General features: G+C 69.1%; 24 protein-coding genes. 18 read left to right on the top strand and 6 right to left on the bottom strand.

Translation table 11 applies throughout. The features are described from left to right. The first annotated feature begins 27 nt into the window (after nucleotides 1–27). The 7 genes from ACSQ9A_RS19225 to ACSQ9A_RS19255 all read left to right on the top strand — a co-directional run bounded on the left by ACSQ9A_RS19225 (nucleotide 28) and on the right by ACSQ9A_RS19255 (nucleotide 6,730). Entirely contained in the window at nucleotides 28–2,967 is a 2,940-nt protein-coding gene (locus ACSQ9A_RS19225) for a monovalent cation/H+ antiporter subunit A (protein ID WP_436304767.1), read from the top strand. Beyond that, nucleotides 2,967–3,320, top strand: a complete 354-nt coding sequence (locus ACSQ9A_RS19230; protein WP_436304768.1) for a Na+/H+ antiporter subunit C — start codon at nucleotides 2,967–2,969, stop codon at nucleotides 3,318–3,320. Before ACSQ9A_RS19225 ends, ACSQ9A_RS19230 begins: the two co-directional genes overlap by 1 nt. Continuing rightward, entirely contained in the window at nucleotides 3,317–5,023 is a 1,707-nt protein-coding gene (locus ACSQ9A_RS19235) for a monovalent cation/H+ antiporter subunit D (protein ID WP_436304769.1), read from the top strand. The genes ACSQ9A_RS19230 and ACSQ9A_RS19235 overlap by 4 nt, the downstream gene beginning before the upstream one ends. Further along, complete coding sequence (locus ACSQ9A_RS19240; RefSeq protein ID WP_436306326.1) at nucleotides 5,023–5,514, top strand: Na+/H+ antiporter subunit E; 492 nt, start codon at nucleotides 5,023–5,025, stop codon at nucleotides 5,512–5,514. The genes ACSQ9A_RS19235 and ACSQ9A_RS19240 overlap by 1 nt, the downstream gene beginning before the upstream one ends. Next, entirely contained in the window at nucleotides 5,511–5,789 is a 279-nt protein-coding gene (locus ACSQ9A_RS19245; RefSeq protein ID WP_093103086.1) for a K+/H+ antiporter subunit F, read from the top strand. Before ACSQ9A_RS19240 ends, ACSQ9A_RS19245 begins: the two co-directional genes overlap by 4 nt. Next, nucleotides 5,786–6,133 (top strand): monovalent cation/H(+) antiporter subunit G, encoded by a 348-nt coding sequence (mnhG, locus tag ACSQ9A_RS19250; RefSeq protein ID WP_436304770.1) that lies wholly within the window; start codon nucleotides 5,786–5,788, stop codon nucleotides 6,131–6,133. The genes ACSQ9A_RS19245 and mnhG overlap by 4 nt, the downstream gene beginning before the upstream one ends. Before the next feature lie 75 nt (nucleotides 6,134–6,208). Next, nucleotides 6,209–6,730, top strand: coding sequence for a hypothetical protein (locus ACSQ9A_RS19255; RefSeq protein WP_093103083.1), 522 nt, complete (start codon nucleotides 6,209–6,211; stop codon nucleotides 6,728–6,730). Here the strand turns inward: ACSQ9A_RS19255 and ACSQ9A_RS19260 are convergent. Further along, nucleotides 6,720–7,544, bottom strand: a complete 825-nt coding sequence (locus tag ACSQ9A_RS19260) for an alpha/beta fold hydrolase (RefSeq protein ID WP_436304771.1) — start codon at nucleotides 7,542–7,544, stop codon at nucleotides 6,720–6,722. The two genes, ACSQ9A_RS19255 and ACSQ9A_RS19260, sit on opposite strands and share 11 nt — an antisense overlap. 106 nt (nucleotides 7,545–7,650) lie before the next feature. Continuing rightward, nucleotides 7,651–7,839 (bottom strand): hypothetical protein, encoded by a 189-nt coding sequence (locus ACSQ9A_RS19265; RefSeq protein WP_436304772.1) that lies wholly within the window; start codon nucleotides 7,837–7,839, stop codon nucleotides 7,651–7,653. Between the two features lie 166 nt (nucleotides 7,840–8,005). On the opposite strand from ACSQ9A_RS19265, the gene ACSQ9A_RS19270 reads away from it, so the two are divergent. From ACSQ9A_RS19270 to ACSQ9A_RS19290, 5 genes are all read left to right on the top strand, one after another. Then, nucleotides 8,006–8,335 (top strand): thrombospondin type 3 repeat-containing protein, encoded by a 330-nt coding sequence (locus ACSQ9A_RS19270; RefSeq protein WP_436304773.1) that lies wholly within the window; start codon nucleotides 8,006–8,008, stop codon nucleotides 8,333–8,335. 123 nt (nucleotides 8,336–8,458) lie between these two features. Further along, on the top strand, nucleotides 8,459–9,253 hold the full coding sequence (locus ACSQ9A_RS19275) for an SDR family NAD(P)-dependent oxidoreductase (protein ID WP_436304774.1): 795 nt from the start codon (nucleotides 8,459–8,461) through the stop codon (nucleotides 9,251–9,253). Between the two features lie 15 nt (nucleotides 9,254–9,268). Continuing rightward, on the top strand, nucleotides 9,269–9,802 hold the full coding sequence (locus ACSQ9A_RS19280) for an SRPBCC family protein (protein WP_436304775.1): 534 nt from the start codon (nucleotides 9,269–9,271) through the stop codon (nucleotides 9,800–9,802). Next, nucleotides 9,799–11,259 carry an MFS transporter gene (locus ACSQ9A_RS19285; protein ID WP_436304776.1) on the top strand — a complete coding sequence of 487 codons (1,461 nt, stop codon included), beginning with the start codon at nucleotides 9,799–9,801 and terminating at the stop codon, nucleotides 11,257–11,259. The genes ACSQ9A_RS19280 and ACSQ9A_RS19285 overlap by 4 nt, the downstream gene beginning before the upstream one ends. A gap of 82 nt (nucleotides 11,260–11,341) precedes the next feature. Next, complete coding sequence (locus tag ACSQ9A_RS19290; RefSeq protein ID WP_436304778.1) at nucleotides 11,342–11,563, top strand: hypothetical protein; 222 nt, start codon at nucleotides 11,342–11,344, stop codon at nucleotides 11,561–11,563. Here the strand turns inward: ACSQ9A_RS19290 and ACSQ9A_RS19295 are convergent, their stop codons facing one another. Next, the gene (locus tag ACSQ9A_RS19295) at nucleotides 11,564–12,793 is read right to left on the bottom strand and encodes an NAD(P)/FAD-dependent oxidoreductase (protein ID WP_436304779.1); all 1,230 of its coding nucleotides are present in this window, start codon (nucleotides 12,791–12,793) and stop codon (nucleotides 11,564–11,566) included. Nucleotides 12,794–12,858: 65 nt separating this feature from the next. On the opposite strand from ACSQ9A_RS19295, the gene ACSQ9A_RS19300 reads away from it, so the two are divergent. From ACSQ9A_RS19300 to ACSQ9A_RS19325, 6 genes are all read left to right on the top strand, one after another. Continuing rightward, nucleotides 12,859–13,749, top strand: a complete 891-nt coding sequence (locus ACSQ9A_RS19300; protein ID WP_436304780.1) for a LysR substrate-binding domain-containing protein — start codon at nucleotides 12,859–12,861, stop codon at nucleotides 13,747–13,749. Between the two features lie 79 nt (nucleotides 13,750–13,828). Continuing rightward, on the top strand, nucleotides 13,829–15,823 hold the full coding sequence (locus ACSQ9A_RS19305; protein WP_436304782.1) for an aconitase family protein: 1,995 nt from the start codon (nucleotides 13,829–13,831) through the stop codon (nucleotides 15,821–15,823). A 26-nt stretch (nucleotides 15,824–15,849) separates the two neighbouring features. Further along, nucleotides 15,850–16,827, top strand: coding sequence for a Bug family tripartite tricarboxylate transporter substrate binding protein (locus ACSQ9A_RS19310; RefSeq protein ID WP_436306327.1), 978 nt, complete (start codon nucleotides 15,850–15,852; stop codon nucleotides 16,825–16,827). Nucleotides 16,828–16,859: 32 nt separating this feature from the next. Next, nucleotides 16,860–17,531 (top strand): glutathione S-transferase family protein, encoded by a 672-nt coding sequence (locus ACSQ9A_RS19315; RefSeq protein WP_436304783.1) that lies wholly within the window; start codon nucleotides 16,860–16,862, stop codon nucleotides 17,529–17,531. A gap of 29 nt (nucleotides 17,532–17,560) precedes the next feature. Then, nucleotides 17,561–18,427, top strand: coding sequence for a hypothetical protein (locus tag ACSQ9A_RS19320; RefSeq protein ID WP_436304784.1), 867 nt, complete (start codon nucleotides 17,561–17,563; stop codon nucleotides 18,425–18,427). Nucleotides 18,428–18,450: 23 nt separating this feature from the next. Further along, nucleotides 18,451–19,314 (top strand): RibD family protein, encoded by an 864-nt coding sequence (locus ACSQ9A_RS19325; RefSeq protein ID WP_436304785.1) that lies wholly within the window; start codon nucleotides 18,451–18,453, stop codon nucleotides 19,312–19,314. Between the two features lie 248 nt (nucleotides 19,315–19,562). Here ACSQ9A_RS19325 and ACSQ9A_RS19330 read toward each other — a convergent pair whose 3' ends face one another. The 3 genes from ACSQ9A_RS19330 to ACSQ9A_RS19340 are packed head-to-tail and all read right to left on the bottom strand — an operon-like array spanning nucleotide 19,563 to nucleotide 21,831. After that, the gene (locus tag ACSQ9A_RS19330) at nucleotides 19,563–20,369 is read right to left on the bottom strand and encodes a class I SAM-dependent methyltransferase (RefSeq protein WP_436304786.1); all 807 of its coding nucleotides are present in this window, start codon (nucleotides 20,367–20,369) and stop codon (nucleotides 19,563–19,565) included. Continuing rightward, the gene (locus ACSQ9A_RS19335; protein ID WP_436304787.1) at nucleotides 20,366–21,436 is read right to left on the bottom strand and encodes a glycosyltransferase family 4 protein; all 1,071 of its coding nucleotides are present in this window, start codon (nucleotides 21,434–21,436) and stop codon (nucleotides 20,366–20,368) included. Before ACSQ9A_RS19335 ends, ACSQ9A_RS19330 begins: the two co-directional genes overlap by 4 nt. Further along, complete coding sequence (locus ACSQ9A_RS19340; RefSeq protein WP_093103061.1) at nucleotides 21,433–21,831, bottom strand: 6-pyruvoyl trahydropterin synthase family protein; 399 nt, start codon at nucleotides 21,829–21,831, stop codon at nucleotides 21,433–21,435. Before ACSQ9A_RS19340 ends, ACSQ9A_RS19335 begins: the two co-directional genes overlap by 4 nt. Nucleotides 21,832–21,851 lie beyond the last annotated feature (20 nt).

Genomic DNA, 21,851 nt, shown 5'->3' on the forward strand with positions numbered 1-21,851 from the left:
GAGGGGCGCTCGATAGAATCGATCGCGATGCCCCTTGTCCTCCTCGTCGCACTGCCCTTTGTTGCCAGCGTGCTCGCGGCCTTGCTGCCGTCGGATGCACGCAACCGGGAGTCGACGCTGGCGGGCCTGGTCGCGCTGGGTTGCGCGGTGCAGGCTGCATGGCTCTTCCCGCAACTCGCCGACGGCAATGTGATCCGCGAGGAGATCGCGTGGCTGCCCGCGCTCGGCCTCAACCTCGTGTTCCGCATGGACGGCTTCGCCTGGCTGTTCTGCATGCTGGTGCTCGGCATCGGCACGCTGGTCGTGCTCTACGCGCGGTACTACATGTCGCCTTCGGACCCGGTACCGCGCTTCTTCGCCTTCTTCCTCGCCTTCATGGGCGCGATGGTCGGCGTGGTGCTTTCGGGCAACCTGATCCAGATGGTGCTGTTCTGGGAGCTCACCAGCCTGTTCTCCTTCCTGCTCATCGGCTACTGGCACCACCGGCGCGACGCGCGGCGCGGCGCGCGCATGGCGCTCACGGTCACGGGCGCGGGCGGCCTGTGCCTGCTCGCGGGCGTGCTGGTGCTGGGCCGCATCGTCGGCAGCTACGAACTCGACGTGGTGCTGGCCTCGGGCGAGGAGATTCGTGCGCACCGGCTCTATCCGCTGGTGCTGGTGCTGGTGCTGCTCGGCGCCTTCACCAAGAGCGCGCAATTCCCTTTCCACTTCTGGCTGCCGCGCGCGATGGCGGCGCCCACGCCCGTTTCCGCCTACCTGCACTCGGCCACCATGGTGAAGCTGGGCGTGTTCCTGATGGCGCGGCTGTGGCCGGTGCTCTCCGGCACCGAGGCCTGGTTCTGGCTCGTGAGCGGTGCGGGCGCCGCCACGCTGCTCTTGGGTGGCTATGTCGCGATGTTCCAGCGCGACCTCAAGGCGCTGCTCGCTTACTCGACCATCTCGCACCTCGGGCTCATCACGCTGCTGCTCGGGCTCAACAGCCCGCTGGCCGCCGTCGCGGCCGTGTTCCACGTCATGAACCACGCGACCTTCAAGGCCTCGCTCTTCATGGCGGCCGGCATCATCGACCACGAGAGCGGCACGCGCGACATCCGCAAGCTGAGCGGCCTGCTCCGGCTGATGCCCATCACCGGCACGCTGGCGATCATCGCCAGCGCCTCGATGGCCGGCGTGCCGCTGCTCAACGGCTTCCTCTCCAAGGAGATGTTCTTCGCCGAGACCGTGTTCATCCAGGCCACCCCCTGGGTCAACTTGAGCCTGCCGGTCATCGCGACGCTGGCTGGCGTGTTCAGCGTGGCCTATTCGGCGCGCTTCGTGTTCGACGTGTTCTTCGGCCCGTCCCCCGGCCCCGACGTGCCGAAGCAGCCGCACGAACCGCCGCACTGGATGCGCGTGCCGGTCGAACTGCTGGTGCTGACCTGCCTCGTGGTCGGCGTGGCGCCGGCCTGGTCGGTGGGCGCCTTCCTCGCCGCGGCAGCGACGCCGGTGGTCGGCGGCGTGCTGCCCGAATACAGCCTGGCCGTGTGGCACGGCTTCAACACGCCGCTCCTGATGAGCTTCGTCGCGCTCGCGGGCGGCGCGGGACTCTACATGCTGCAGCGGCGCGGACGCGCCCGCGGCGATCTCGAGTACACGCCGCTGCTGCATCGCTTCGACGGCCAGCGCATGTTCGAGAACCTGCTCGCGCGCCTCAGCGAAGCCGGCCGGCGCAGCCGGCGCCTCTTCGGCACGCGGCGGCTGCAAATGCAGTTGCTGCTGCTGGTCGTCGTCGCCCTCGCCGGCGCGGCGGCCTCGCTGTGGCTCACGCCTGCCGAGCGCGGAACGCGCGAACTGCTGCCCTTCTCGACCATGTTCGCGATGACCTGGGTCATCGGCGGCATCTGCGCGCTGGCCGCCGCCTGGCAGGCCAAGTTCCACCGGCTGGCCTCGCTGATGCTGGCCTCGGGCGCGGGCCTGGTGTGCTGCACCACCTACATCTGGTTCTCGGCGCCCGACCTCGCGCTCACGCAGCTGGTGGTGGAGACCGTGACCGTGGTGCTGATCCTGTTGGGCCTGCGCTGGCTGCCGATGCGCACCGCCAAGCCGCAGCCCGCACTGGTGCGAATCCGGCTCTGGGGGCGGCGCGGGCGCGACTTGACTATTGCGGCACTGTCCGGATGCGGCATGGCCGCGCTGGCCTGGACCGTGATGACGCGCCCCTTCCCCCAAAGCATTTCGCCCTTCTTCCTCGAGCGCGCCCTGCCCGAGGGCGGCGGCACCAACGTGGTCAACGTGATGCTGGTTGACTTCCGCGGCTTCGACACCTTCGGCGAGATCGCAGTGCTCGGCATCGTCGCCCTCGCCGTCTATGCACTGCTGCGCCGCTTCCGGCCGGCGCCCGAGTCCATGGCCCTGCCCGCGCAGCAGCGCGCGCAGACCGACGACGGCAGCAGCGACCTGCTGAACCCGCGCCGTGCCCAGGACACCGCCGTCGGCTACCTCATGGTGCCGGCCGTGCTCGTGCGCTTCCTGCTGCCGCTCTCGGTGCTGGTGTCGATCTACTTCTTCATGCGCGGTCACAACCAGCCGGGTGGCGGCTTCGTCGCCGGGCTGGTGATGTCGGTGGCGCTGGTGCTGCAGTTCATCGTCTCCGGCGCCGAGTGGGTGGAAGAACACCTGCGCATCTACCCGCGGCGCTGGATCGCGATCGGCCTGCTGCTCGCGTTGGCCACCGGCTCGGGCGCGGTGCTGTTCGGCTATCCCTTCCTCACCACGCACACCGCGCACCTGCACCTGCCGGTGCTCGGCGAGGTGCACGTGCCGAGCGCATTGTTCTTCGACATCGGCGTGTTCGCGCTGGTGCTGGGCGCGACCATGCTGATCCTCACCGCGCTGGCCCATCAGTCCATCCGCAGTCACCGCTGGGCTGACGAACAAGCCGAGAAAGAAGCCGAGCGCGCCGCGGCCGATGCGAAAGGCGCCGCCTGATGGAGGCCGTGCTCGCCATCGCCATCGGTGTACTCGCCGGCTCCGGCGTCTACTTGCTGCTGCGCCCGCGCACCTTCCAGGTGATCATGGGCCTCACGCTGATCTCCTATGCGGTGAACCTGTTCATCTTCAGCATGGGCCGCGTCAAGATCGATAGCGAACCGGTGCTGATCCCGGGCTTCGCCGCCACGCTGGCCAACACCGCCGATCCGATGCCGCAGGCGCTGGTGCTCACCGCGATCGTGATCGGCTTCGCGATGACCGCGCTGTTCCTGGTCGTGCTGCTGGCCTCGCGCGGGCTCAGCGGCACCGACCACGTGGACGGCGAAGAGCGCAAGGAGCCGCAGGAATGACAGGCCTCTTCCGCTTCCTCGACCACCTGCTCGAGCTCGGCATGCCGCATCTCGTGGCGGTGCCGATCCTGCTGCCCCTGTTCACGGCCGCGCTGATGCTGCTCCTGGGCGAACAGCGCCGGCGCACCAAGTCTTTCCTGAGCGTGGTCTCCGGCCTGGTCGGCCTCCTGGCCGCGCTGGCCTTGCTTCGCTGGGTCAACGCCGCCGACACCGGCAGCGGCGCAGGCTCGATCGGCGTCTACCTGCCGGGCAACTGGCGTGCACCCTTCGGCATCGTGCTGGTGGCCGATCGGCTCTCGACGATGATGGTGGCGCTCACCGGCGTCGTCGCCTTCGCCGCCTCGATCTACTCGACCTCGCGCTGGGACCGGGCCGGCGTGCACTTCCATCCGCTGCTGCAGCTGCAGCTCATGGGACTCAACGGTGCTTTCCTGACCGGCGACCTGTTCAACCTCTTCGTCTTCTTCGAAGTGATGCTCGCCGCCTCCTACGGTTTGCTGCTGCACGGCTCCGGCCGGCTGCGCGTGCAGGCCGGCCTGCACTACGTGGCCATCAACCTCGCGGCCTCGTCGCTGTTCCTCGTGGGCGCAGCGCTGCTCTACGGCGTGACCGGCACCCTCAACATGGCCGACCTCGGCATGCGCATTGCGCAGCTCGCGCCGGCCGATCGCGGCCTGGTGCATGCGGCCGCGGCCATCCTCGCGACCGCCTTCTTCGCCAAGGCCGGGGCCTGGCCGCTCAACTTCTGGCTGGTGCCGGCGTACAGCGCCGCCGTGTCGCCGGTCGGCGCGGTGTTCGCGCTCCTCACCAAGCTCGGCGTCTACACGGTGCTTCGGCTCTGGACCGTGCTGTTCGCGCCCGACACCGGTGCTTCGGCGCAGTTCGGGCAGGCCGTGCTGGTCGCGACCGGGCTGGCCACCCTGTTCGTCGGTGCACTCGGCATTGTCGGCACCCAGCGGCTGTCCAACCTTGCCGGCTTCAGCGTGCTGATCTCCGCCGGCACGCTGCTGGCCGCCATCGGACTCGGGCAGCCGGCGGTGTGGGCGGGTGCGCTCTACTACCTGCTGACGTCCACGCTGGCGGCCAGCGCCTTCTTTCTCCTGATCGACATGATCGAGCGCTGGCGCAATGCAGGCATGAGCGTCGCGCCGCACGAGGCGGCCGGCGATGCACCCTTTCTCTCGGAAGACTTGAGTCGCCTGGACGACGTGAATCTCGACGACGATGCGCAAGCGCTTTACGGCCGCGCCATCCCGGCCGGCATCGCCTTCCTCGGCCTCGGCTTCGTCGGCTGCACGCTGCTGCTGGCAGGACTGCCGCCGCTGTCGGGTTTCGTCGGCAAGTTCGCGATGCTCTCGGGCCTGCTCGGCGCGGAACAAGGCATCACGCCGGCGGGCTGGGCCTTCATCGCGCTCTTGATCGTCTCGGGTTTTCTTTCGCTGATCGCCCTGAGCCGCACCGGCATCCGCCACTTCTGGACCCAGCCGCACGCCACCCTGCCTTCGCTGCCTGCGGTCGAAGTGCTGCCGGTGGCGGCGCTGCTGGCGGCCTGCCTCGCGCTGACGCTCGCGGCCGAGCCGGTGATGCGGCACGCCGCCGCCACGGCCGAAGGCCTGCGTTCGCCCGCCGCCTACCGCGAGGCCGTGCTCGGCGCGCGGCAGCTCCCGGGCCCCACCACGCAAGCAGGAGGCAGCGCACGATGATCAAACGCTGGCTTCCCTCGCCGCCGCTGTCGCTGGCACTCTTCGTCGTGTGGCTGCTGCTGAACCAGTCGCTCGATGCAGCGACGCTGCTGCTGGCGGCCATCCTCGCGATCGCGGTCCCGATCCTGACCCAGAGCCTCAGGCCCGCCACGGTGCGCATGCGCCGTCCGGGGCTGGCGCTGCGGCTCGCCGGCGTCGTCGCGCTGGACCTCGTCCATTCGGCCCTGACCGTGGCCCGCCTGCTGCTCACGCGGCGCGGCAGCGGCATGTCGCCACGCTTCGTGCGCGTGCCGCTCCAACTGCGCGATCCCAATGCGCTGGCGGTGCTGGCGATGATCCTGTGCCTCACGCCGGGCACGGCCTGGGGCGAGATCTCGCTCGACCGCTCCACGCTGCTGATCCACGCGTTTGACGTCGAGGACGAAGCAGCCTTCGTCGCCACGATCAAGGCGCGCTACGAGCGCCCGCTGATGGAGATCTTCGAATCATGACCCCCGTGCTCTTCTGGGCCCTCAAGCTGGCGCTGCTGCTGCTTGCGGTGGCCATGCTGTGCGCACTGGCGCGCCTGCTCGTCGGCCCCACCGCGCAAGACCGCGTGATGGCGCTCGACTGCCTCTACATCAACGGCATGCTGATGATGCTGGTGCTCGGCATCGTCTATGCGAGCAATGTCTACTTCGAGGCGGCGATGCTGATCGCGCTGTTCGGCTTCGTCGGCTCGACCGCGCTCGCGAAGTTCCTGCTGCGCGGCGAGGTGATCGAATGAGCGACTTCATCGTGGGCCCGCTGCCGCTTTGGGCCGAGATCCTGGCCGCGGTATTCACCGTGCTGGGCGCCGCCTTTGCCGCTATCGGCTCCTTCGGGCTGGTGCGGCTGCCAACCTTCTTTCACCGCATCCATGCGCCCACGCTCGGTGCGACGCTCGGCGTGTGGAGCATCACGCTGGCCACCATCATTTACTTCTCCGTGCAGGGCGCAAACCTGTTCCTGCACGCGGTGCTGATCGCGCTCTTCGTCGCCCTCACGGCGCCGGTCACGACCATCTTCCTGATGCGCGCCGCGCTGTTCCGCGAGCGCCAGAAGGGCGGCGACATTCCGCCGCCCACCTAGCGCCATTCCATCAAGGGGCTGGGCTTCGGACGGCTTAATCGCTACGCTCGCGGGACTCAATCCCAGGAGCGCGCCATGTTCTACGGCCTCACGCCGCTCGGTGTCGTGCACACCGCCATCAGCCTCCTCGCGGTCGCCGCGGGCATCGTGGCCTTCTTCCGCTACAAACAAATCACCCTGGCGACCCGCGCGGGGCAGGTCTACCTGTGGACCACCGTCCTGACCTGCCTGACCGGCTTCGGCATCTTCCAGCACGGCGGCTTCGGCAAGCCGCATGTGCTGGGCATCGCCACGCTCGTGGTGCTGGGCATTGCGGTACTGGCCGGCCGCTCGCGTGCCTTCGGCAAGGCGTCGGCCTATGTGGAAGTGGTGAGCTATTCGCTCACCTTCTTCTTCCACATGATTCCCGGCGTGACCGAGACCTTCACGCGCGTGCCACTGGGATCTCCGGTGTTCGCCAACGCCGACGATCCCGGCCTGCAGAAGGTCATCGGCCCGATCTTCATCCTGTTCCTGATCGGCGCCTTCCTGCAGGTGCGCCGCCTGCGTGCCGCGAACCGACTGGCGGTCGCAGCTACCGGAGAGCTCAGCCCTTGATGAAAGCCAGCAGGTCGGCGTTGAACTGCTCGGCGTGCGTGCTGGCCAGGCCGTGCGAAAGGCCCGGGTAGATCTTCAGCGTCGAGCCCTTGACCAGCTTGGACGACAGCATGGCCGAGGCGCCGATCGGCACGATCTGGTCGTCGTCGCCATGCGCGATCAGGGTCGGCACGTCGATCTTCTTGAGGTCTTCGGTGAAGTCGGTTTCCGAGAACTGCTTGATGCAATCCAGCAGGCCCTTGTGCCCGCCCATCATGCCCTGCAGCCAGAACGAATCTCGCAAGCCCTGCGAGACCTTGGCGTTGGGCCGGTTGGCGCCGTAGAAAGGTGCGGTCAGGTCCTTGAAGAACTGCGAGCGGTCGGCCGTGACGCCGGCGCGGATGCCGTCGAAGACCTCGAGCGGCAGGCCGCCCGGATTGGCCGCCGTCTTCAGCATCAGCGGCGGCACGGCGCCCAGCAGCACGGCCTTGGCGACGCGCTTCGTGCCGTGGCGGCCGAGGTAGCGCGTCACCTCGCCGCCGCCGGTGGAATGGCCCACCATCACCGCGTCCTTGATGTCGAGCTTGTTCATCAGCTCGGCCAGGTCGTCGGCGTAGGTGTCCATGTCGTTGCCGTTCCAGGGCTGGCTGGAGCGGCCGTGGCCGCGCCGGTCGTGAGCGATGACGCGAAAGCCGCGCTCGCCGAGGAACACCATCTGGGCGTCCCAGGCGTCGGCCGTCAGCGGCCAGCCGTGCGAAAAAACGACCGGCTGGCCCGTGCCCCAGTCCTTGTAGTAGATCTGCGTGCCGTCTTGGACGGTGATGGTGTTGCTCATGGTTTGCTCTCCGCGGTTGTGATGCGACGCCTTGCCAAGCGTAGACGCCGACAGGGTTCAGAAGAACCGCAGGAAGAGTAGTGCCGCTCTATGACTTTGGGGAGACTTAAAGTCCCGCGAGCCACTTGAAGCCGACGATGAGCGCCACCCCCAGCAGCGCCAGAACCACGAGCCGGCCCCAACGCACGGCACGGTGCTCCGGGGCATCGTCCAGGTCGGGTCGCGCGAGCGTGTCGAACGAGGTGTCCGGCTTGTCTCGTGCCCAGTCGTGGAAGTTGTCGCGCTCGGTGTTCATGTAATACATTCTAACTACATGTAAGCAAAACTTGCAGAGCCGGCGTTAAGCCTGGCAGGGACAACACCGGGGCGACACAGGGCTATACAAGATTTCGCTCGTGCCTTACGCCTACTTCACATGGCAGGAGCACGATGAAGGCTCCTTCCAAGCACAAGGAGCTCGCATGAGAAAGATCACTTTCACTCTTGGCGCCGCCGCCCTGCTGTCGCTCGGCGCGATCACGGCTCCGGCCCATGCTGAATACGGCGAGCGCTATCCGCACCGCGTGATCGTGGTTCCGGCGCCGCCTCCGCCGCCGCAGGTTTACTACGGGCAGCCCTATTACGGCCAGCCGCAGCAGCGCTGGCACGGCGACGATCGCTGGGATTCCCGCCGCCGCGGCTGGGGGGACAACGACCGCGACGGCATACCGAACCGTTATGACCGCGATCGCGACGGTGACGGCGTGCCCAATCGCTACGACCGCCGCCCGAACAACCCCTATCGCTACTAGGTAGCCTCGCGCCGGCGACGGCGCTCGACGGCGTTCCGAATACTCGTAGACGGTGCATGTGGACACCGTCCAGTATCTCTGCTAAGGTTTGTGGATGGTGTACACAAACCCGAGGAGATACGCATGCTGCTCGCCAACAAGACTGCAGTGATCCACGGCGCCGGAGGCGCCGTCGGCGGTGCCGTCGCACGCGCCTTCGCCCGAGAAGGCGCCAAGGTGTTTCTCGCCGGCCGCACGCTGGCCCGCCTCGAAGGCGTCGCAGCGGACATCGAGGCCGCGGGCGGCACGGCCGAAAGCGCGGTGGTCGATGCCCTCGATGCGCAAGCGGTCGACCGGCATGCCGATGCCGTGGCGCAGAAGGCCGGCGGCATTGACATCGCATTGAATGCCATCGGCGTTGCACACGTCCAGGGCACGCCCTTCGCAGACCTGTCGCTGCAGGACTACGAATACCCGATCACCATCTACACGCGCAGCAACTTCATCACCGCGCAGGCCGTGGCGCGGCACATGGCGAAGAAGGGTTCGGGCGTGATCCTCACCCTCTCGACGCCAGGCGCCCGCCTGCCGGGGCCCGGCTACATGGGAAACTGCGTGGCGAGCGCAGCGGTCGAGGCGCTGTCCCGCCACTTGGCCGGCGAGCTCGGCGCGCAGGGCATCCGCGTCGTCTGCATGCGGCCCCATGCGATTCCCGAGGCGGTGGCGACTTCGCACACGCGTGAGGTGTTCCGTCCGCTGGCCGAACGCGCCGGCCTCAGCATCGACCAGATGCTCGCAGGCGCGGCCACCGGCACGTTGCTGAAACGTCTGCCGACGCTGGACGAGGTGGCGAACACGGCGGTGTTCCTGGCCTCCGGCTACGCCGGCGCCATCACCGGCACCGTCGCCAACCTCAGCTGCGGCTTTCTCGTCGATTGAACGGAGATTTTTTTCATGCTCAAGACCATCGTCATCGCCATCGTCGTCCTGTTGGCCGCATTGCTCGGGTGGGCGGCCACCAAGCCCGACACCTTCCGCGTCGAGCGCAGCACCACCATCAAGGCGCCGCCGGGAAAAATCCTTCCCCTCATCAGCGACTTCCGCAATTGGCGCGCCTGGTCGCCCTACGAGAACCTGGAGCCGGGAATGAAAAGAACCTTGAGCGGCCCGCCCAGCGGCAAGGGCGCCGTGTACGCATGGGAAGGCGAAGGCAAGGCCGGCGCCGGACGCATGGAGATCACGGAGGTCGCGCCGGCGTCACGCGTCAAGATCCAGCTCGACTTCAGCAAGCCCTTCGAGTCCCACAACACCGCCGAATTCACGATGCAGCCCGAGGGCGATGCCACCAAGCTGACCTGGGCGATGTACGGGCCCAATCCCTACATGGCGAAGCTCATGCAGGTGTTCTTCGACATGGACACGATGGTCGGCAAGGACTTCGAGACCGGCCTCGGCAACCTCAAGACGGCCGCGGAGAAGCAAGGATGAGCCAGCACATCGAAGGTCGCCGGCGCTGGCTGGCGCTCATGGTCCTTTGCCTCGGCGTCCTGATGATCGTGCTGGACACCACGATCGTGAACGTGGCGCTGCCCTCGATCCGCACCGACCTCGGCTTCACCGAGACCTCGCTGGTCTGGGTGGTGAACGCCTACATGCTCACCTTTGGCGGCTTCCTGCTCTTGGGCGGCCGGCTGGGCGACCTGTTCGGGCATCGGCGGCTGTTCCTGCTCGGCATCACGCTGTTCACCGTCGCCTCGCTGGCCTGCGGTCTCTCGAACTCGCAAGCCCTGCTGGTCGCCGCGCGCGCGGTGCAGGGCCTGGGCGGCGCGGTGGTCTCGGCGGTCGCGCTCTCGCTGATCATGAACCTGTTCACCGAACCGGCCGAACGCGCCAAGGCGATGGGCGTCTACGGCTTCGTGTGCGCCGGCGGCGGCAGCATCGGCGTGCTGCTGGGCGGCCTCCTGACCGACGCCCTCAGCTGGCACTGGATTTTTCTCGTCAACCTGCCGATCGGTGTGGCGGTCTATGCGCTGTGCCTCGCGCTGCTGCCGCACCTGCCCGGGCATGCGGCCGGCGAGAAGCTCGACGTCGGCGGCGCGGTGACCGTCACGCTTTCATTGATGCTGGCGGTGTATGCAATCGTCAACGGCAACGAGATCGGCTGGACTTCGACGCAGACGCTGGGCCTGCTCGGCATCGCGGCGGCATTGCTGGCGGTCTTCATCGCCATCGAGGCGCGCGTGCGCCATCCGCTGATGCCGCTGCGCCTGTTCCGCCTGCGCAACGTGGCCGTCGCCAACGTGATGGGCGTGCTGTGGGCCGCCGCGATGTTCGCGTGGTTCTTCATCTCGGCGCTCTACCTGCAGCTGGTGCTGGGCTACAGCCCGATGCAGGTCGGCCTCGCCTTCCTGCCGGCCAACCTCATCATGGCAGTCTTCTCGCTCGGCCTCTCGGCCAAGCTGGTGATGCGCTTCGGCAACCGCGGGCCGCTCGCGTTCGGGCTGCTGCTGGCGGCCGCGGGACTGGCGCTGTTCGCGCGCGCGCCGGTGGACGGCAGCTTCCTGCTCGACGTGATGCCAGGCATGACGCTGCTCGGCCTCGGCGCCGGCATCGCGCTCAACCCGATGCTGCTGGTCGCGATGAGCGATGTCGCGCCGAGCGAATCGGGCCTGGCTTCGGGCATCGTCAACACGGCTTTCATGATGGGCGGCGCATTGGGCCTCGCGGTGCTCGCGAGCCTTGCCTCGGCGCGCACCGACCGCCTCACGGGCTCCGGGGCGCATGCGCTGGCCGCGCTCAATGGCGGCTATCACGTGGCCTTCATCGTCGGCGCCGTCTTCGCGGCCGCGGCGGCCTTGCTCGGCGCCTTGCTGCTGCGTGCCGGATCGCTGTCGCCCGAAACCGAAGAGGAAAAAGAGCCGGTCGGCGCCGCACGCACCAGCTAGAACCGCCAGTCGATGTAACCGGCGCGACGATCGGTCTTCGCCTACAGAAATCGAGGACCTCGGCGCCCAGGATGAGTGGGCCATGAAAAATCCGATCAAACTCACCATCGATGAGCCGGCGCCCGGATCCTTCGTCTGGACGCTGCTCGAAACCGACACCGACGGCGCGCCGCGGAAGGTTCTGAAATCGGCGGAATACGACGCCGACACTTACGAGGCCGCGCTAGCGGCCGGAACCCGCGTGATGGATGCCGAGCTGCGCAGGAGCGCTGCGCCCCCGCGGCGCCGCAGCATGACGAACTGATCAGGCCAGGTGCGTCTTCAGGGGCACGGCGGAGTCTGCCGCAACCGCCGGGTCCGGGCTGCGTCCGGCTTCCAGCAGCTTGCGGCTCATCATGTGGTCTACCGGCGCATTGACCGACTCGACGCAGCGCAGCACGCCGTCCACGTAGTGCAGCAGCGAGAACGAAGCCGGATTGGCGCCCGGGCGCCGCACCATGCTCGCGCCGGCCGTGCCTTCGGCGGGGACCAGCCCGGCCATCTGCAAGCGCAGGCTGCCCTGATCCGACCAGAACCACGGCACCGCGTCGTGCGGACGGGCCGCGCCGGTCAGGGTGGCGACGGCCGTGCGCGCCTGGTCATTGGCGTTCTGCACCGACTCCAGCCGCAAGGCCTGGCCTGCGCGCCGATCCGGAAAGCGCGTGCAGTCGCCGACCGCGAGCACGGCCTCGTCGCTGGTCTGCATGTAGGCGTCGACCACGATGCCATCGGCGCACTCCAGCCCGGCGGCCTGCGCGAGCGCGGTCTCGGGCACGGCGCCGATGCCGAGCAGCATCAGGTCGACCGGCTGCGCCACGCCGTCGAGCTCGATCGCCGCGAGACGCCGGCCCTCGGTCTGCCAGGCGCCGCATTGCACGCCGGTGCGGATGTCCATGCCCGCGGCGCGATGGGTCGCGAGCACATGCTCGGACAAGGCGGGCGACACGGCCCGGCTCAAGAGCCGCGGCGCGCTTTCCAGAACGCTCGCGCGCTTGCCGAGCGCCAGCGCCGTCGCCGCCACTTCGAGGCCGATGAACCCGCCGCCGAGCACCGTGACGTGCTCTGCCGCCATCAGCATCGAGCGCAGCTGCGCGGCCTCATCGGCGGCACGCAGCAGCGCGACGTTCTCCAGCCCCACCAGCGCCGGCAACCGTCGTGCGCGGGTGCCGGTCGCGAGCACCAGCCGCTCCCAGCCGAGCACGGTGCCTGAACGCAGCGTGACGGTGCGCGCCGCGCGATCGATCACAAGCGCCGGGTCGCCCAGGTGCATCGTGATCCCGGCCTCGGCATACCACGCCTCGGCGCGGTGGAGCTGCGGCGCCTCGTCCGGACTCTTGAGGAAGGTCTTGGACAGCGGCGGCCGGTGATAGGGGATCGAGCTCTCCTCGCACACCAGGTGCACGCGGGCGCCCTGCCCCGCCTCCGCCAGGCCGGCGCACAGCTGTGCCGCGGCATGGCCGCCGCCGATGATCACGATGTCTCTGCTTGAATGCATGGTTGGCTTTTTCGTTGATGCCTGCAGATTCTCGCTCGGCGGGCCGCGCCCTTAGGATGCGCGGCATGACCCGCCGCATCGATGCCTACAGCCTGCGACTCTTCGTCTCGACGGCGCGCGCCGGCTCCATCGTGCGCGGCGCGGCGCTCGAGCACATCGCGCCCTCGGCGCTGAGCCGGCGCATCGCCGATCTCGAGCACGCCTTCGGCACTGCCCTTTTCGTGCGCTCGCCGCGCGGCGTCGCGCTCACCGATGCGGGCCGCCTCGTGCTCGAGCGCGGGCAGCAGATCGACAACGACCTGCAGTCGCTGGTGCGCGAGGTGCAAATCGAGGGTGACGAAGTGCGCGGCACGGTCAGGCTCTACGCCAACATGTCGGCCGTGATCGGCTTCCTGCCCGAACGTCTGCAGGCCTTCATGGCCCGGTATCCGCGCGTCCAGATCTCGCTGCATGAAGAAGACACGCGCGACGTCATCCGCGCCTGCCTCGACGACCGTGCCGACGTCGGCGTGGGCGTGGAGGCGCCGGTACCCGCCGGGCTCGATGCCTGGCGCTTCGCGACCGATCCGCTGCAGGTGGTGCTGCCCGCCGGCCATGCGCTGGCCAAACGAAAGGCCGTCGGCTTCGCCGAGCTGCTGGACCATCCGCTGATCGGCGTCCACCAGGGCGGCGCGCTCGACCGCTGCCTGCACGAACGTGCCCAGGCGCTGCAGAAAAAACCTTTTGCGCCCACCGTGTCGGTCAGCAGCTTCGATGCGGTCTGCCGCATGGTCGAGGCGGGCCTGGGCATTGCGGTGGTTCCGCAAAGCGCCGCCGCGGCCTATGCCGGCAGCCCGCGCTTCGTGCGCCGGCCGCTCGACGAAGCGTGGGCGGCGCGCGAGCTGCATCTCTATGCGCTGCGCAAGACGCCAAGGCCGCGCTCGGTCGCGGCATTGATCGACGCGCTGCGCGGGTAAGTCCCCATCTCGCATTTCGCGAGAGCCCCTGTGCCGCCTTGGCGCTTTTCGGCCCGAGGGCCTGACGCGAAGATCAGGCATGCCAGCCCTTGCGCCAGCTTCCGACGATCTTCCGGCGCTTCGCTTCGCGCCCAGGCTGCTCTTCTTGAGCAGCTCACCCGAAGTCGTCGAACAATGCCTGCGCGGCGAAACGCCGGCACTGGCGGAAGCCATGCCCTTGCGCGACGACATCTCGACCGACGAGATCACACCGCTGCCCATCCTCACCCATTACGACGACAAGCTCGGCCGCTACCCCTACACCGGCTTCAAGACCGGTGACCGCCTGCCCGTCGGCACCGATGCGGTCCGCGCGAGCGGCATCGAGGTAGTGGTCGCGGGCAGGCGCTACGGCAAGGGCTCGTCGCGCGAGCACAGCCCCGCGGCCGAGAAACTGGCCGGCGTGCGGCTCGTGATCGGGGAGAGCTTCGAGCGCATCTACCGCCAGAACGCCGACAACATCGGCCTCTTCACCTCCACCGATTTCGGGCTGGTCGAACGCATCCGCGCCGGCGAGGCGATTCCGCTCGCCGAACTCGTCGCCGGCCGCGATGCGCTCGCCGCGGCCATCCTGCAAAGCGGCGGCCTGCTGCGCTTCGGCCAGCACTTCATGTGCCGCATCCGGAGCGCCGAGGGCGCGCCGCCCGAGCGGCCACGCACGCTGTTCGAGAAGATCGTGGCCCGCCATGCGCTCGCGACCGAGCTCACCGAGGCGCACCCGGCGCCCGGCGACGGCGCCTTCGTACGTGCCGACTGGCGCTTCATCCACGAGTACTACACCGGCATGGCGGCGCACATGCTGCATGCGACCTTCCGCAAGCCGTTGAACCTGCACGAGCCGGCATCGATCGTGGTGTTCGAGGACCACACCTCCTACGTCGGGGAAAGCCCGGCCCACGTGCGCGGCGGCCTGGTGCCCAACGTGCACCGCATGGTCGAGGCGCAGCGCGAATTCGCGGCCGCGTACGGCCTGCGCTCGCACCGCACCCTGACCGAGGAGGAGGCGCGCACCGACGGCAGCAGCAACATCGCCGGCATCTCGCACGCGATGATGGCCGAGCGCTACGCGCTGCCGGGCCAGGTCGTGGTCGGCACCGACTCGCACACGCCGCACAGCGGCGCGCTGGGCTGCGTGGCATTCGGCGTCGGCACTACCGACATGGCCAATGCCTTCGTGACCGGCGCGCTGCGGCTCACCGTGCCGCAGTCGCTGCACATCGTGTTCGACGGCGCGCTGCGGCCAGGCGTGACCGCCAAGGACATCGTGCTGCACCTGCTGGCCGAGCCGCGCATCCGCGCCGGCGGCGGCGTGGGCCGGGTGTTCGAATTCACCGGCGAGGTGGTCGCGCAGCTGTCGACCGACGAGCGCGCGACGCTCACCAACATGACGGCCGAGCTCGGAGGCTTCACCGGCATCGTCGCGCCCGACGCGGAAACGGTGCGCTTCCTGCGCGAGCGGCGCGGCATCGACTTCGTGCTCGAGCCGTGGATGCGCAGCGACGCGGACGCGGTCTATGCGGAGACGATCCGCGTCGATTGCACCGCGGTGCCGCCGATGGTGGCCCGCCCTGGCGACCCCGGCAACGGGCTGCCGCTGGCGGCGCTCGAGGAACCGGTGCGCATCGACATCGCCTACGGCGGCTCCTGCACCGCGGGCAAGCGCGAAGACTTCGACCACTATCACGAGGTGCTGCGCTGGGCGGCCGACCGCGGCCTGCGCGTGCCGGATCGCGTGTCGCTCTACCTCCAATTCGGCACGACCGCGGTGCGCGACCACTGCGCGGCGCGCGGCTACCTCGATGCCTTCGAGCGGGTCGGTGCGCGCATCCTGCAACCGTCGTGCGGCGCCTGCGGCAACTGCGGCCCGGGCACCTCGGTGCGCAAGGAAGAGGTCACCGTGAGCGCGATCAACCGCAACTTTCCGGGCCGCGGCGGACCGGGCCAGGTCTGGCTCGCGAGCCCGCCGACCGTGGCCGCGAGCGCCATCGCAGGCGAGCTGCTGTCCTTCGAGGAACTGCGACGCCGGCATCCATGAAACAAGACAAGGAGACACACGTGACGATGATGAAAGCCCCCCTGATCCGCCGCATCGCGGCATCGCTCGCCAGCGCCGCCTTGGCGACCGCAGCGCTCGCCCAGGCACCGGCCTCCGACAAGCCGATCCGCATGGTCGTGCCGCTGGCGGCCGGCTCCACCGTGGACGCGGTCGCGCGCGCCATCGGCCCGTCCTTCGGCAAGGCCGCGGGCCATCCGGTCGTGGTCGAGAACATCGCCGGCGCCGGCGGCATCCCAGGCACCACGCAGATCGTGAGGGCGCCGAAGGACGGCCTCACGCTCGGCATGATCTCGTCGAACCACGTGATCAACCCGGGCATCTACAAGACCGTGCCCTACGACACGCTGAAGGACATCACGCCGATCGCGGTGATCGCCACCGTGCCGCTGGTGCTGGTGGTGCACCCCTCGGTACCGGCGAAGAACGTCAAGGAACTGATCGCGCTCGCCAAGGCCAAGCCCGGCACGCTCAACTTCGGCTCGGCCGGCAACGGCAGCACGCTGCACCTGGCCGGCGAGCTGCTGGTCAGCGAGACCGGCATCGCTATGAAGCATGTGCCCTACCGCGGCACCGGCCCGCTCGTCACCGACCTGATCGGTGGCCAGGTGCAGTTGGGCTTCGTGTCGGTGTCGCAGGTGGCGCCGCAGATCAAGGCCGGCACGCTGCGCGCGCTGGCCGTGTCGACGCCCACGCGTTCCGGCGCGCTGCCCGAGGTCCCGACCGCGGCGGAGGCCGGCGTGCCCGGCTACAGCTTCGACGCGTGGATCGCGCTGATCGGGCCGGCGGAGCTGCCGAAGAACATCGTCGACGGCTACAGCGGCGCGATAAAGATCGCGCTGGCCTCGCCCGAGGCGCAGAACGCGATCGCCGGCCAGGGGCTCATGGTGCTGAACACCGGCCCCGACGCGGCGCCGGCCTTCTTCCAGGCCGAGCTGAGCAAGCACCAGAAGCTGGTAAAGCAATCGGGAGCAACGCTCGATTGAATGGCCCGCGGACGCGGGTAGAGTCGGCCCAAATGGTCGTCCTCTACCACTGCGTCAGCGCCCGCTCCTTCCGCCCGCTGTGGATGCTCGAAGAGTTGGGCGCACCTTACGAGCTGCGCATGCTGCCCTTCCCGCCGCGCGCGCTCAAGCGCAGCTACCTCGAGATCAATCCGCTCGGCACCATTCCCTACCTCATCGACGGCGAGACGCGGATGACGGAGTCAGCCGCGATCTGCCAGTACCTGGCCGAGCGCTTCGACCCGGACAACCTGCACGGCCTGGCCGTTCGACCCCACGAGCCCGGCTTCGGCGCCTGGCTCAATGGGTTGCACCAGGGCGAAGCCACGCTGACCTTCCCCCAGACCATCGTGCTGCGCTACGGCCGCTTCGAGCCCGACGAGCGCAAGCTGCCGCAGGCGGCCGAGGACTACACGCGATGGTTCCTGGCACGGCTGCGCGGCATCGATGCGGTGCTGCAGCAGGAAGACTTCCTCAGCGCGGGACGCTTCACCGCCGCCGACATCTCGGTCGGCTATGCGCTGATGCTGGCCAGCAAGCTGGACCTGGTTGCGCAGCTTCCGGCCGCCGTTGCCGCCTACTGGCAACGCCTGCAGCAGCGCGACGGCTTCAGGCGCGCCCTCGTCGCGCAGCACGATGCGGCCCTGGCACAGGGCGTTTCGCCCCAAGATGCCAGCGTTGACTGAATCGGCATTGCACCTGCATAACCGTAGGGATGGACTTCCACCACCCGCTGTTCCAGAGCCTGGCGCTGCCGCTTTGCATTGCATTCGCGGCGACGGGGTTTCTGCGCGGCGTGCTGGGCCCGGTTCAGGGCGCGCGCTGGGCCGCAGTGGGCGTCGCGGTGGCGATCGTCGGCACGGTGCTGTGGGTGCTGGGCTGGCGGCTGATGCCGGGCGCGCTGACCGAGAAGCTGCCGTGGGTCTATGCGGCTGCTGCGCTGCTTGGCCTCGGCCTCGAAGCCATGCGCGCCGGCCGGCGCGCGCAGTGGCTGGCAGCCGGCATCCTGTGGGCCCTGGTGCTGGCGATCCTGGCCTGGCAGCCGCTGCCGCTCAAGATCGGCATCTGGCTGCTGGGTCTGGCGGTGATCCGCGCCGTGTTGAAGGAAGCCCCGCGGCGCGCCGATGCGATCGCGATGCTCGTGCTCGCGAGCTTCGGGCTCGCGGCGCTCGCGATGATGTCCGGCTCTGCCCTGCTGTTCGAGCTGAGCCTCGGGCTGGGCGCCGCGCTGGCGGGCTGCGCGCTGTGGCTCTGGCCTGTGGGGCGCATCGCTTTCGGCGCCAGCGGCGCGGTCGTCGCGCTGCTGGCCTGGCTGGCGCTGGCACAGGCCACGGCATTGCTGACGCCGGCCCGGCCGGGCGCGTTGCTGCTGCTGGCTGCGTCCTTCACCTCCGGCTCGCTGGTGCGATGGGGACATCGGCGCCTGCGGCGCGGCGAGGGCCGCCCCTGGGCCGAAACGCTGATCGTGGCCGCGGTGGCCGCCTTGTGGGTTGCAGCCGCGCTGGCATTGGCGCATTGGGGCGGCGGGGTCGACGGGCCCGCCGCTAACATGGACGATCCCTACTACAAGCCCAGGTGGTGAATGCCCGCAACCCGCGCCCGCTCATGAGCTCGACCCAACCCCGCAGCTTCGGCATGGAAGCGCTGTGGCCGCTGTGTCTGGACATCGTCCGGCGTCGCCGCAGCGGAGAGCCGCCGGCGACGCCACTGGTGCCGGGCGAGGATTGGGACGACGAAGCTGTCGAGCTCCTGGCACTGCTACAGCCCCTGCTCGAGCGGACGGCCGAGGCCACGCCCTGGGTGATCGGCCAGTTGGGCCAGAGCCTCGACGGCTGTATCGCCACGCGGGGCGGCGACTCCAACTACGTGAACGGCGAGCAGGTGCTGCTGCACCTGCACCGGCTGCGCGCACTCAGCGATGCAGTCATCGTGGGCGCCGGCAGCGCGGCCATCGACAACCCGCAGCTCACCACGCGCCGCGTGGCGGGCGACAACCCGGTGCGCGTCGTGCTCGACCCGGCCCTGCGCCTGACGCCGACGCTGCGCGTCTTCACCGATCGCCAGGCGCCGACCCTGCTCGTGTGCGACGCGGCACGTGAAGCCGAAGCAGCGCAGCGCGTGGGTGCCGATCAGGTGCTGGGCGTGCCGGGCCTGGTGGACGCCAAGGGCGCAATGGACTTGCGCGCCCTGCAGGCCGCGCTGCAGCAGCGCGGCCTGCGCGTGCTGTTCGTCGAGGGCGGGGGTATCACGATCTCGCGTTTCATCGCGCAGGGGTGCATGGACCGCCTGCACCTCAGCGTCGCGCCGGTGCTGATCGGCGGCGGGCGTCCCGGGCTGCTGCTGCCGCAAAGCGCGGCGATGCGCGATTGCCCGCGTCCCGCAAGCCGCGTCTTTCGCATGGGGGCGGATGTGATGTGGGATCTGGATCTGCGCCTTGCTCCCTCTCCCTCTGGGAGAGGGCAGGGGTGAGGGCAGCGGCCGTGGTGGCGATGGCGCCGGTTGCTGAGCCCTCACCCTAACCCTTGTATGTAGCAAAGTAGCGGCTGGCCGAACTCGAAAAGAAGACGGAGCTTGTGGCGATGCAGCATGAGTCCTTCAGCCGCAACACGCGCAACCAGCTTCGGCAGGTTTTTCGATGCGCTGCGCGAATTGATGACACCACCCGAGCCAGCCAAGCGCCCCATAGGTTTCGTGGCACCCAAGACACGAAAACCTCGCTAAGGCATCGCCAGAAGATCCACGTGCCCCACGCGCAGGCAGGTGCGATCGACAAGCGCTAACCGCCGCGCCTTCCATGCGCCGACGAGCTCGTGCGCAGCCGGTTCCTGTTCCAGCGTGGCATGAGCCATGCCTTCGATCATCGCGCGCAGCATCGCCGCCTCCTCGATGCACCAATCGCTTCGCGCCTGCGTGACGCTGTAGCCCATCGCATCGAGGCGGGCGACCGCCAGCGCAACCGCTTCGCCGCCGAGCGCGGGTCCGAAACCCTTGTCGCGCTGTTGATGGGTGGCGAACAGTTCGTGGACCTCCGCGTCGCCTGCAAGACCAGGCGCCCACGCGACACGGCCATCGACAGTCAGTGCGAAGAGCACGGCCGCACTCGCCATTCGCACATGGTTCAATAGCGCGTCGAGCCACGATGCGGACACGAGGTCCAGCAGCGCCGAGGCCGTGACGAGCCGCGCCGCGCCATAGGGCACGGCATCAAGCGCCGCCGCCAGATCGATGCGGAGCGGACGCGCCTTCGCATGCCACCCCGGGCCTTCGAGCGATTCCGGCAACGCCGCCAGCAGGCGCGGGTCGTGGTCGACCATCAGCCACTGCTGGGCGCCGCCCAGCCGCGGTGCCAGGTCGCGCAGATTGGCGCCGGTGCCGCAGCCCAGGTCGATCACGCGCAGGACCGGATCGTCGCCGCGCAGCCGGGCCGCCATCGCGTGCAGATCCAGCAGCGCAGCCGACGCACTGCGCGCCGCGCGATCGAAGGGCTCGCGCAGGGCGAGCCAGTCGGCGCTGAAGCCTGTCATGCGCCTCCTGCCGGCTGCCGGAAATCGGCGAGCACCGATGCAAAGCGCGCGCCGCTCTGCTGCCATGTCGGCAGGCGGCCTCGCGCTCTTTGCGCGCCGGCCTTCAGTTGCGCCCGCCACGCAGCATCGTCCATCAGCCGCTGCAACGCGGCACGCAGCGCGATCGCGTCGCCGGGCGACACCAGCAGGCCCGCATCGGCCGGCACCGTGTCCGGAATGGCGCCCGCGCGGGTGCTGATCACCGGCAGGCCGTACGCCAGCGCCTCGGCCAGGGCCATGCCGTAACCCTCATGGAACGAGGGCAGCACGAAGGCATCGGCCTTCGCATAGAGCGCGCACAGGCCCACCTCGTCCTGCTCGCCATGCAGCACCACGCGTTCGCGCAGGCCGTGACGTTCGATGGCCTGCATCAATGCCGATGCGCATGCGGCGTCCATGACCAGGCTGCCTGCGCAATGCAGCGTCCAGCGCCGGTCCTTCAACCCGGCCAGCGCTTCGATCAGCAGGGCATGCCCCTTGCGCGGCGTCACGGTCGCCACGCACAGCAGCGACAAGGCATCGGTGCCCGAGCCTGCGGCCAAGGGGGCCGGCTCGGTCCCGGGCTCGACCACGACGATGCGCGAATCCGGAACGTCGAAGGCTGCCAGCGCTCGAGCCGTGGAAGAGCTGGTGACGATCACGCCGCGCGCACTGGCCAGCGCGCGCCGCTCGCTCTCGAACAAGGCGCGCTGCTGCGCCGCGTCGAGGCCGGTCTCCAGCGACAACGGGTGATGCACCAGCGCGATCCAGCAAAGCCGCTCTGCATGCCTTTGCGCCAGATCGGGCAGCACGCCGAAGGCGAGGCCGTCGACCACCGCCAGCGCGCCATCGGGCAAGGCATCGGCCACGCGGCCGGCCTGCGCGAGCGCTGCCGCAGCGGGCGCCGGATAGCCTTCGCCCAAGGTCTGGACCTCGACCTCCCACTGCTGCGCGCGCAGGCCATCGATGATGCGGCGGTCGTACGTGTAGCCGCCGGTGCGGGTGTTCAGGTCCCCCGGCACCAGGAAGCTGCAGCGCCTCGCTGTCAAAGTGCGCCCTCGTAGGCCGCCCAGGCCACATGCGATTCGTTCAACTTCACGCGCATGCTCGCGAGGCCGCTTGCGTGGGGCCCGAGTTCGCCGGCCGCGATGCGCGCGGCAACGCGATCGAAGATCACGCGCGCCATGAATTCCGTGGTGGTGTTGCGCCCCTCGAAGGCCGGATCGTCGTCGAGGTTGCGCAGGTTGAGTTCGCCCAGCACGCTGCGCAGCACCTCGGTGGCGAGCGCGATGTCGACCACCACGCCGTCGGCATCGAGCTCGGCGCGGCGCAGTTCGAGATCCACCACATAGGTCGCGCCATGCAGGCGCTGCGCGGGGCCGAAGACCTGGCCGCGAAAGCTGTGGGCAATCATGAAATGGTCGCGGACGTTGACGCTGTACATGCGAAGTCTTTCCAGGGTGA

This window comes from Variovorax sp. LjRoot290 (assembly GCF_964253985.1).
Lineage (GTDB): Bacteria > Pseudomonadota > Gammaproteobacteria > Burkholderiales > Burkholderiaceae_C > Variovorax.

Excerpts from the sequence above, each read along its gene's own strand:
- mnhG (WP_436304770.1), top strand. The coding sequence starts at position 5,786 with ATGAGCGACTTCATCGTGGGCCCGCTGCCGCTTTGGGCCGAGATCCTG.
- ACSQ9A_RS19255 (WP_093103083.1), top strand. The coding sequence starts at position 6,209 with ATGTTCTACGGCCTCACGCCGCTCGGTGTCGTGCACACCGCCATCAGC.
- ACSQ9A_RS19330 (WP_436304786.1), bottom strand. The coding sequence starts at position 20,369 with ATGACAGGCTTCAGCGCCGACTGGCTCGCCCTGCGCGAGCCCTTCGAT.
- ACSQ9A_RS19230 (WP_436304768.1), top strand. The coding sequence starts at position 2,967 with ATGGAGGCCGTGCTCGCCATCGCCATCGGTGTACTCGCCGGCTCCGGC.
- ACSQ9A_RS19235 (WP_436304769.1), top strand. The coding sequence starts at position 3,317 with ATGACAGGCCTCTTCCGCTTCCTCGACCACCTGCTCGAGCTCGGCATG.
- ACSQ9A_RS19275 (WP_436304774.1), top strand. The coding sequence starts at position 8,459 with ATGCTGCTCGCCAACAAGACTGCAGTGATCCACGGCGCCGGAGGCGCC.
- ACSQ9A_RS19320 (WP_436304784.1), top strand. The coding sequence starts at position 17,561 with ATGGACTTCCACCACCCGCTGTTCCAGAGCCTGGCGCTGCCGCTTTGC.
- ACSQ9A_RS19290 (WP_436304778.1), top strand. The coding sequence starts at position 11,342 with ATGAAAAATCCGATCAAACTCACCATCGATGAGCCGGCGCCCGGATCC.
- ACSQ9A_RS19225 (WP_436304767.1), top strand. The coding sequence starts at position 28 with ATGCCCCTTGTCCTCCTCGTCGCACTGCCCTTTGTTGCCAGCGTGCTC.
- ACSQ9A_RS19280 (WP_436304775.1), top strand. The coding sequence starts at position 9,269 with ATGCTCAAGACCATCGTCATCGCCATCGTCGTCCTGTTGGCCGCATTG.
- ACSQ9A_RS19325 (WP_436304785.1), top strand. The coding sequence starts at position 18,451 with ATGAGCTCGACCCAACCCCGCAGCTTCGGCATGGAAGCGCTGTGGCCG.
- ACSQ9A_RS19305 (WP_436304782.1), top strand. The coding sequence starts at position 13,829 with ATGCCAGCCCTTGCGCCAGCTTCCGACGATCTTCCGGCGCTTCGCTTC.
- ACSQ9A_RS19245 (WP_093103086.1), top strand. The coding sequence starts at position 5,511 with ATGACCCCCGTGCTCTTCTGGGCCCTCAAGCTGGCGCTGCTGCTGCTT.
- ACSQ9A_RS19285 (WP_436304776.1), top strand. The coding sequence starts at position 9,799 with ATGAGCCAGCACATCGAAGGTCGCCGGCGCTGGCTGGCGCTCATGGTC.
- ACSQ9A_RS19310 (WP_436306327.1), top strand. The coding sequence starts at position 15,850 with ATGATGAAAGCCCCCCTGATCCGCCGCATCGCGGCATCGCTCGCCAGC.
- ACSQ9A_RS19300 (WP_436304780.1), top strand. The coding sequence starts at position 12,859 with ATGACCCGCCGCATCGATGCCTACAGCCTGCGACTCTTCGTCTCGACG.
- ACSQ9A_RS19260 (WP_436304771.1), bottom strand. The coding sequence starts at position 7,544 with ATGAGCAACACCATCACCGTCCAAGACGGCACGCAGATCTACTACAAG.
- ACSQ9A_RS19315 (WP_436304783.1), top strand. The coding sequence starts at position 16,860 with ATGGTCGTCCTCTACCACTGCGTCAGCGCCCGCTCCTTCCGCCCGCTG.
- ACSQ9A_RS19270 (WP_436304773.1), top strand. The coding sequence starts at position 8,006 with ATGAGAAAGATCACTTTCACTCTTGGCGCCGCCGCCCTGCTGTCGCTC.
- ACSQ9A_RS19295 (WP_436304779.1), bottom strand. The coding sequence starts at position 12,793 with ATGCATTCAAGCAGAGACATCGTGATCATCGGCGGCGGCCATGCCGCG.
- ACSQ9A_RS19340 (WP_093103061.1), bottom strand. The coding sequence starts at position 21,831 with ATGTACAGCGTCAACGTCCGCGACCATTTCATGATTGCCCACAGCTTT.
- ACSQ9A_RS19265 (WP_436304772.1), bottom strand. The coding sequence starts at position 7,839 with ATGAACACCGAGCGCGACAACTTCCACGACTGGGCACGAGACAAGCCG.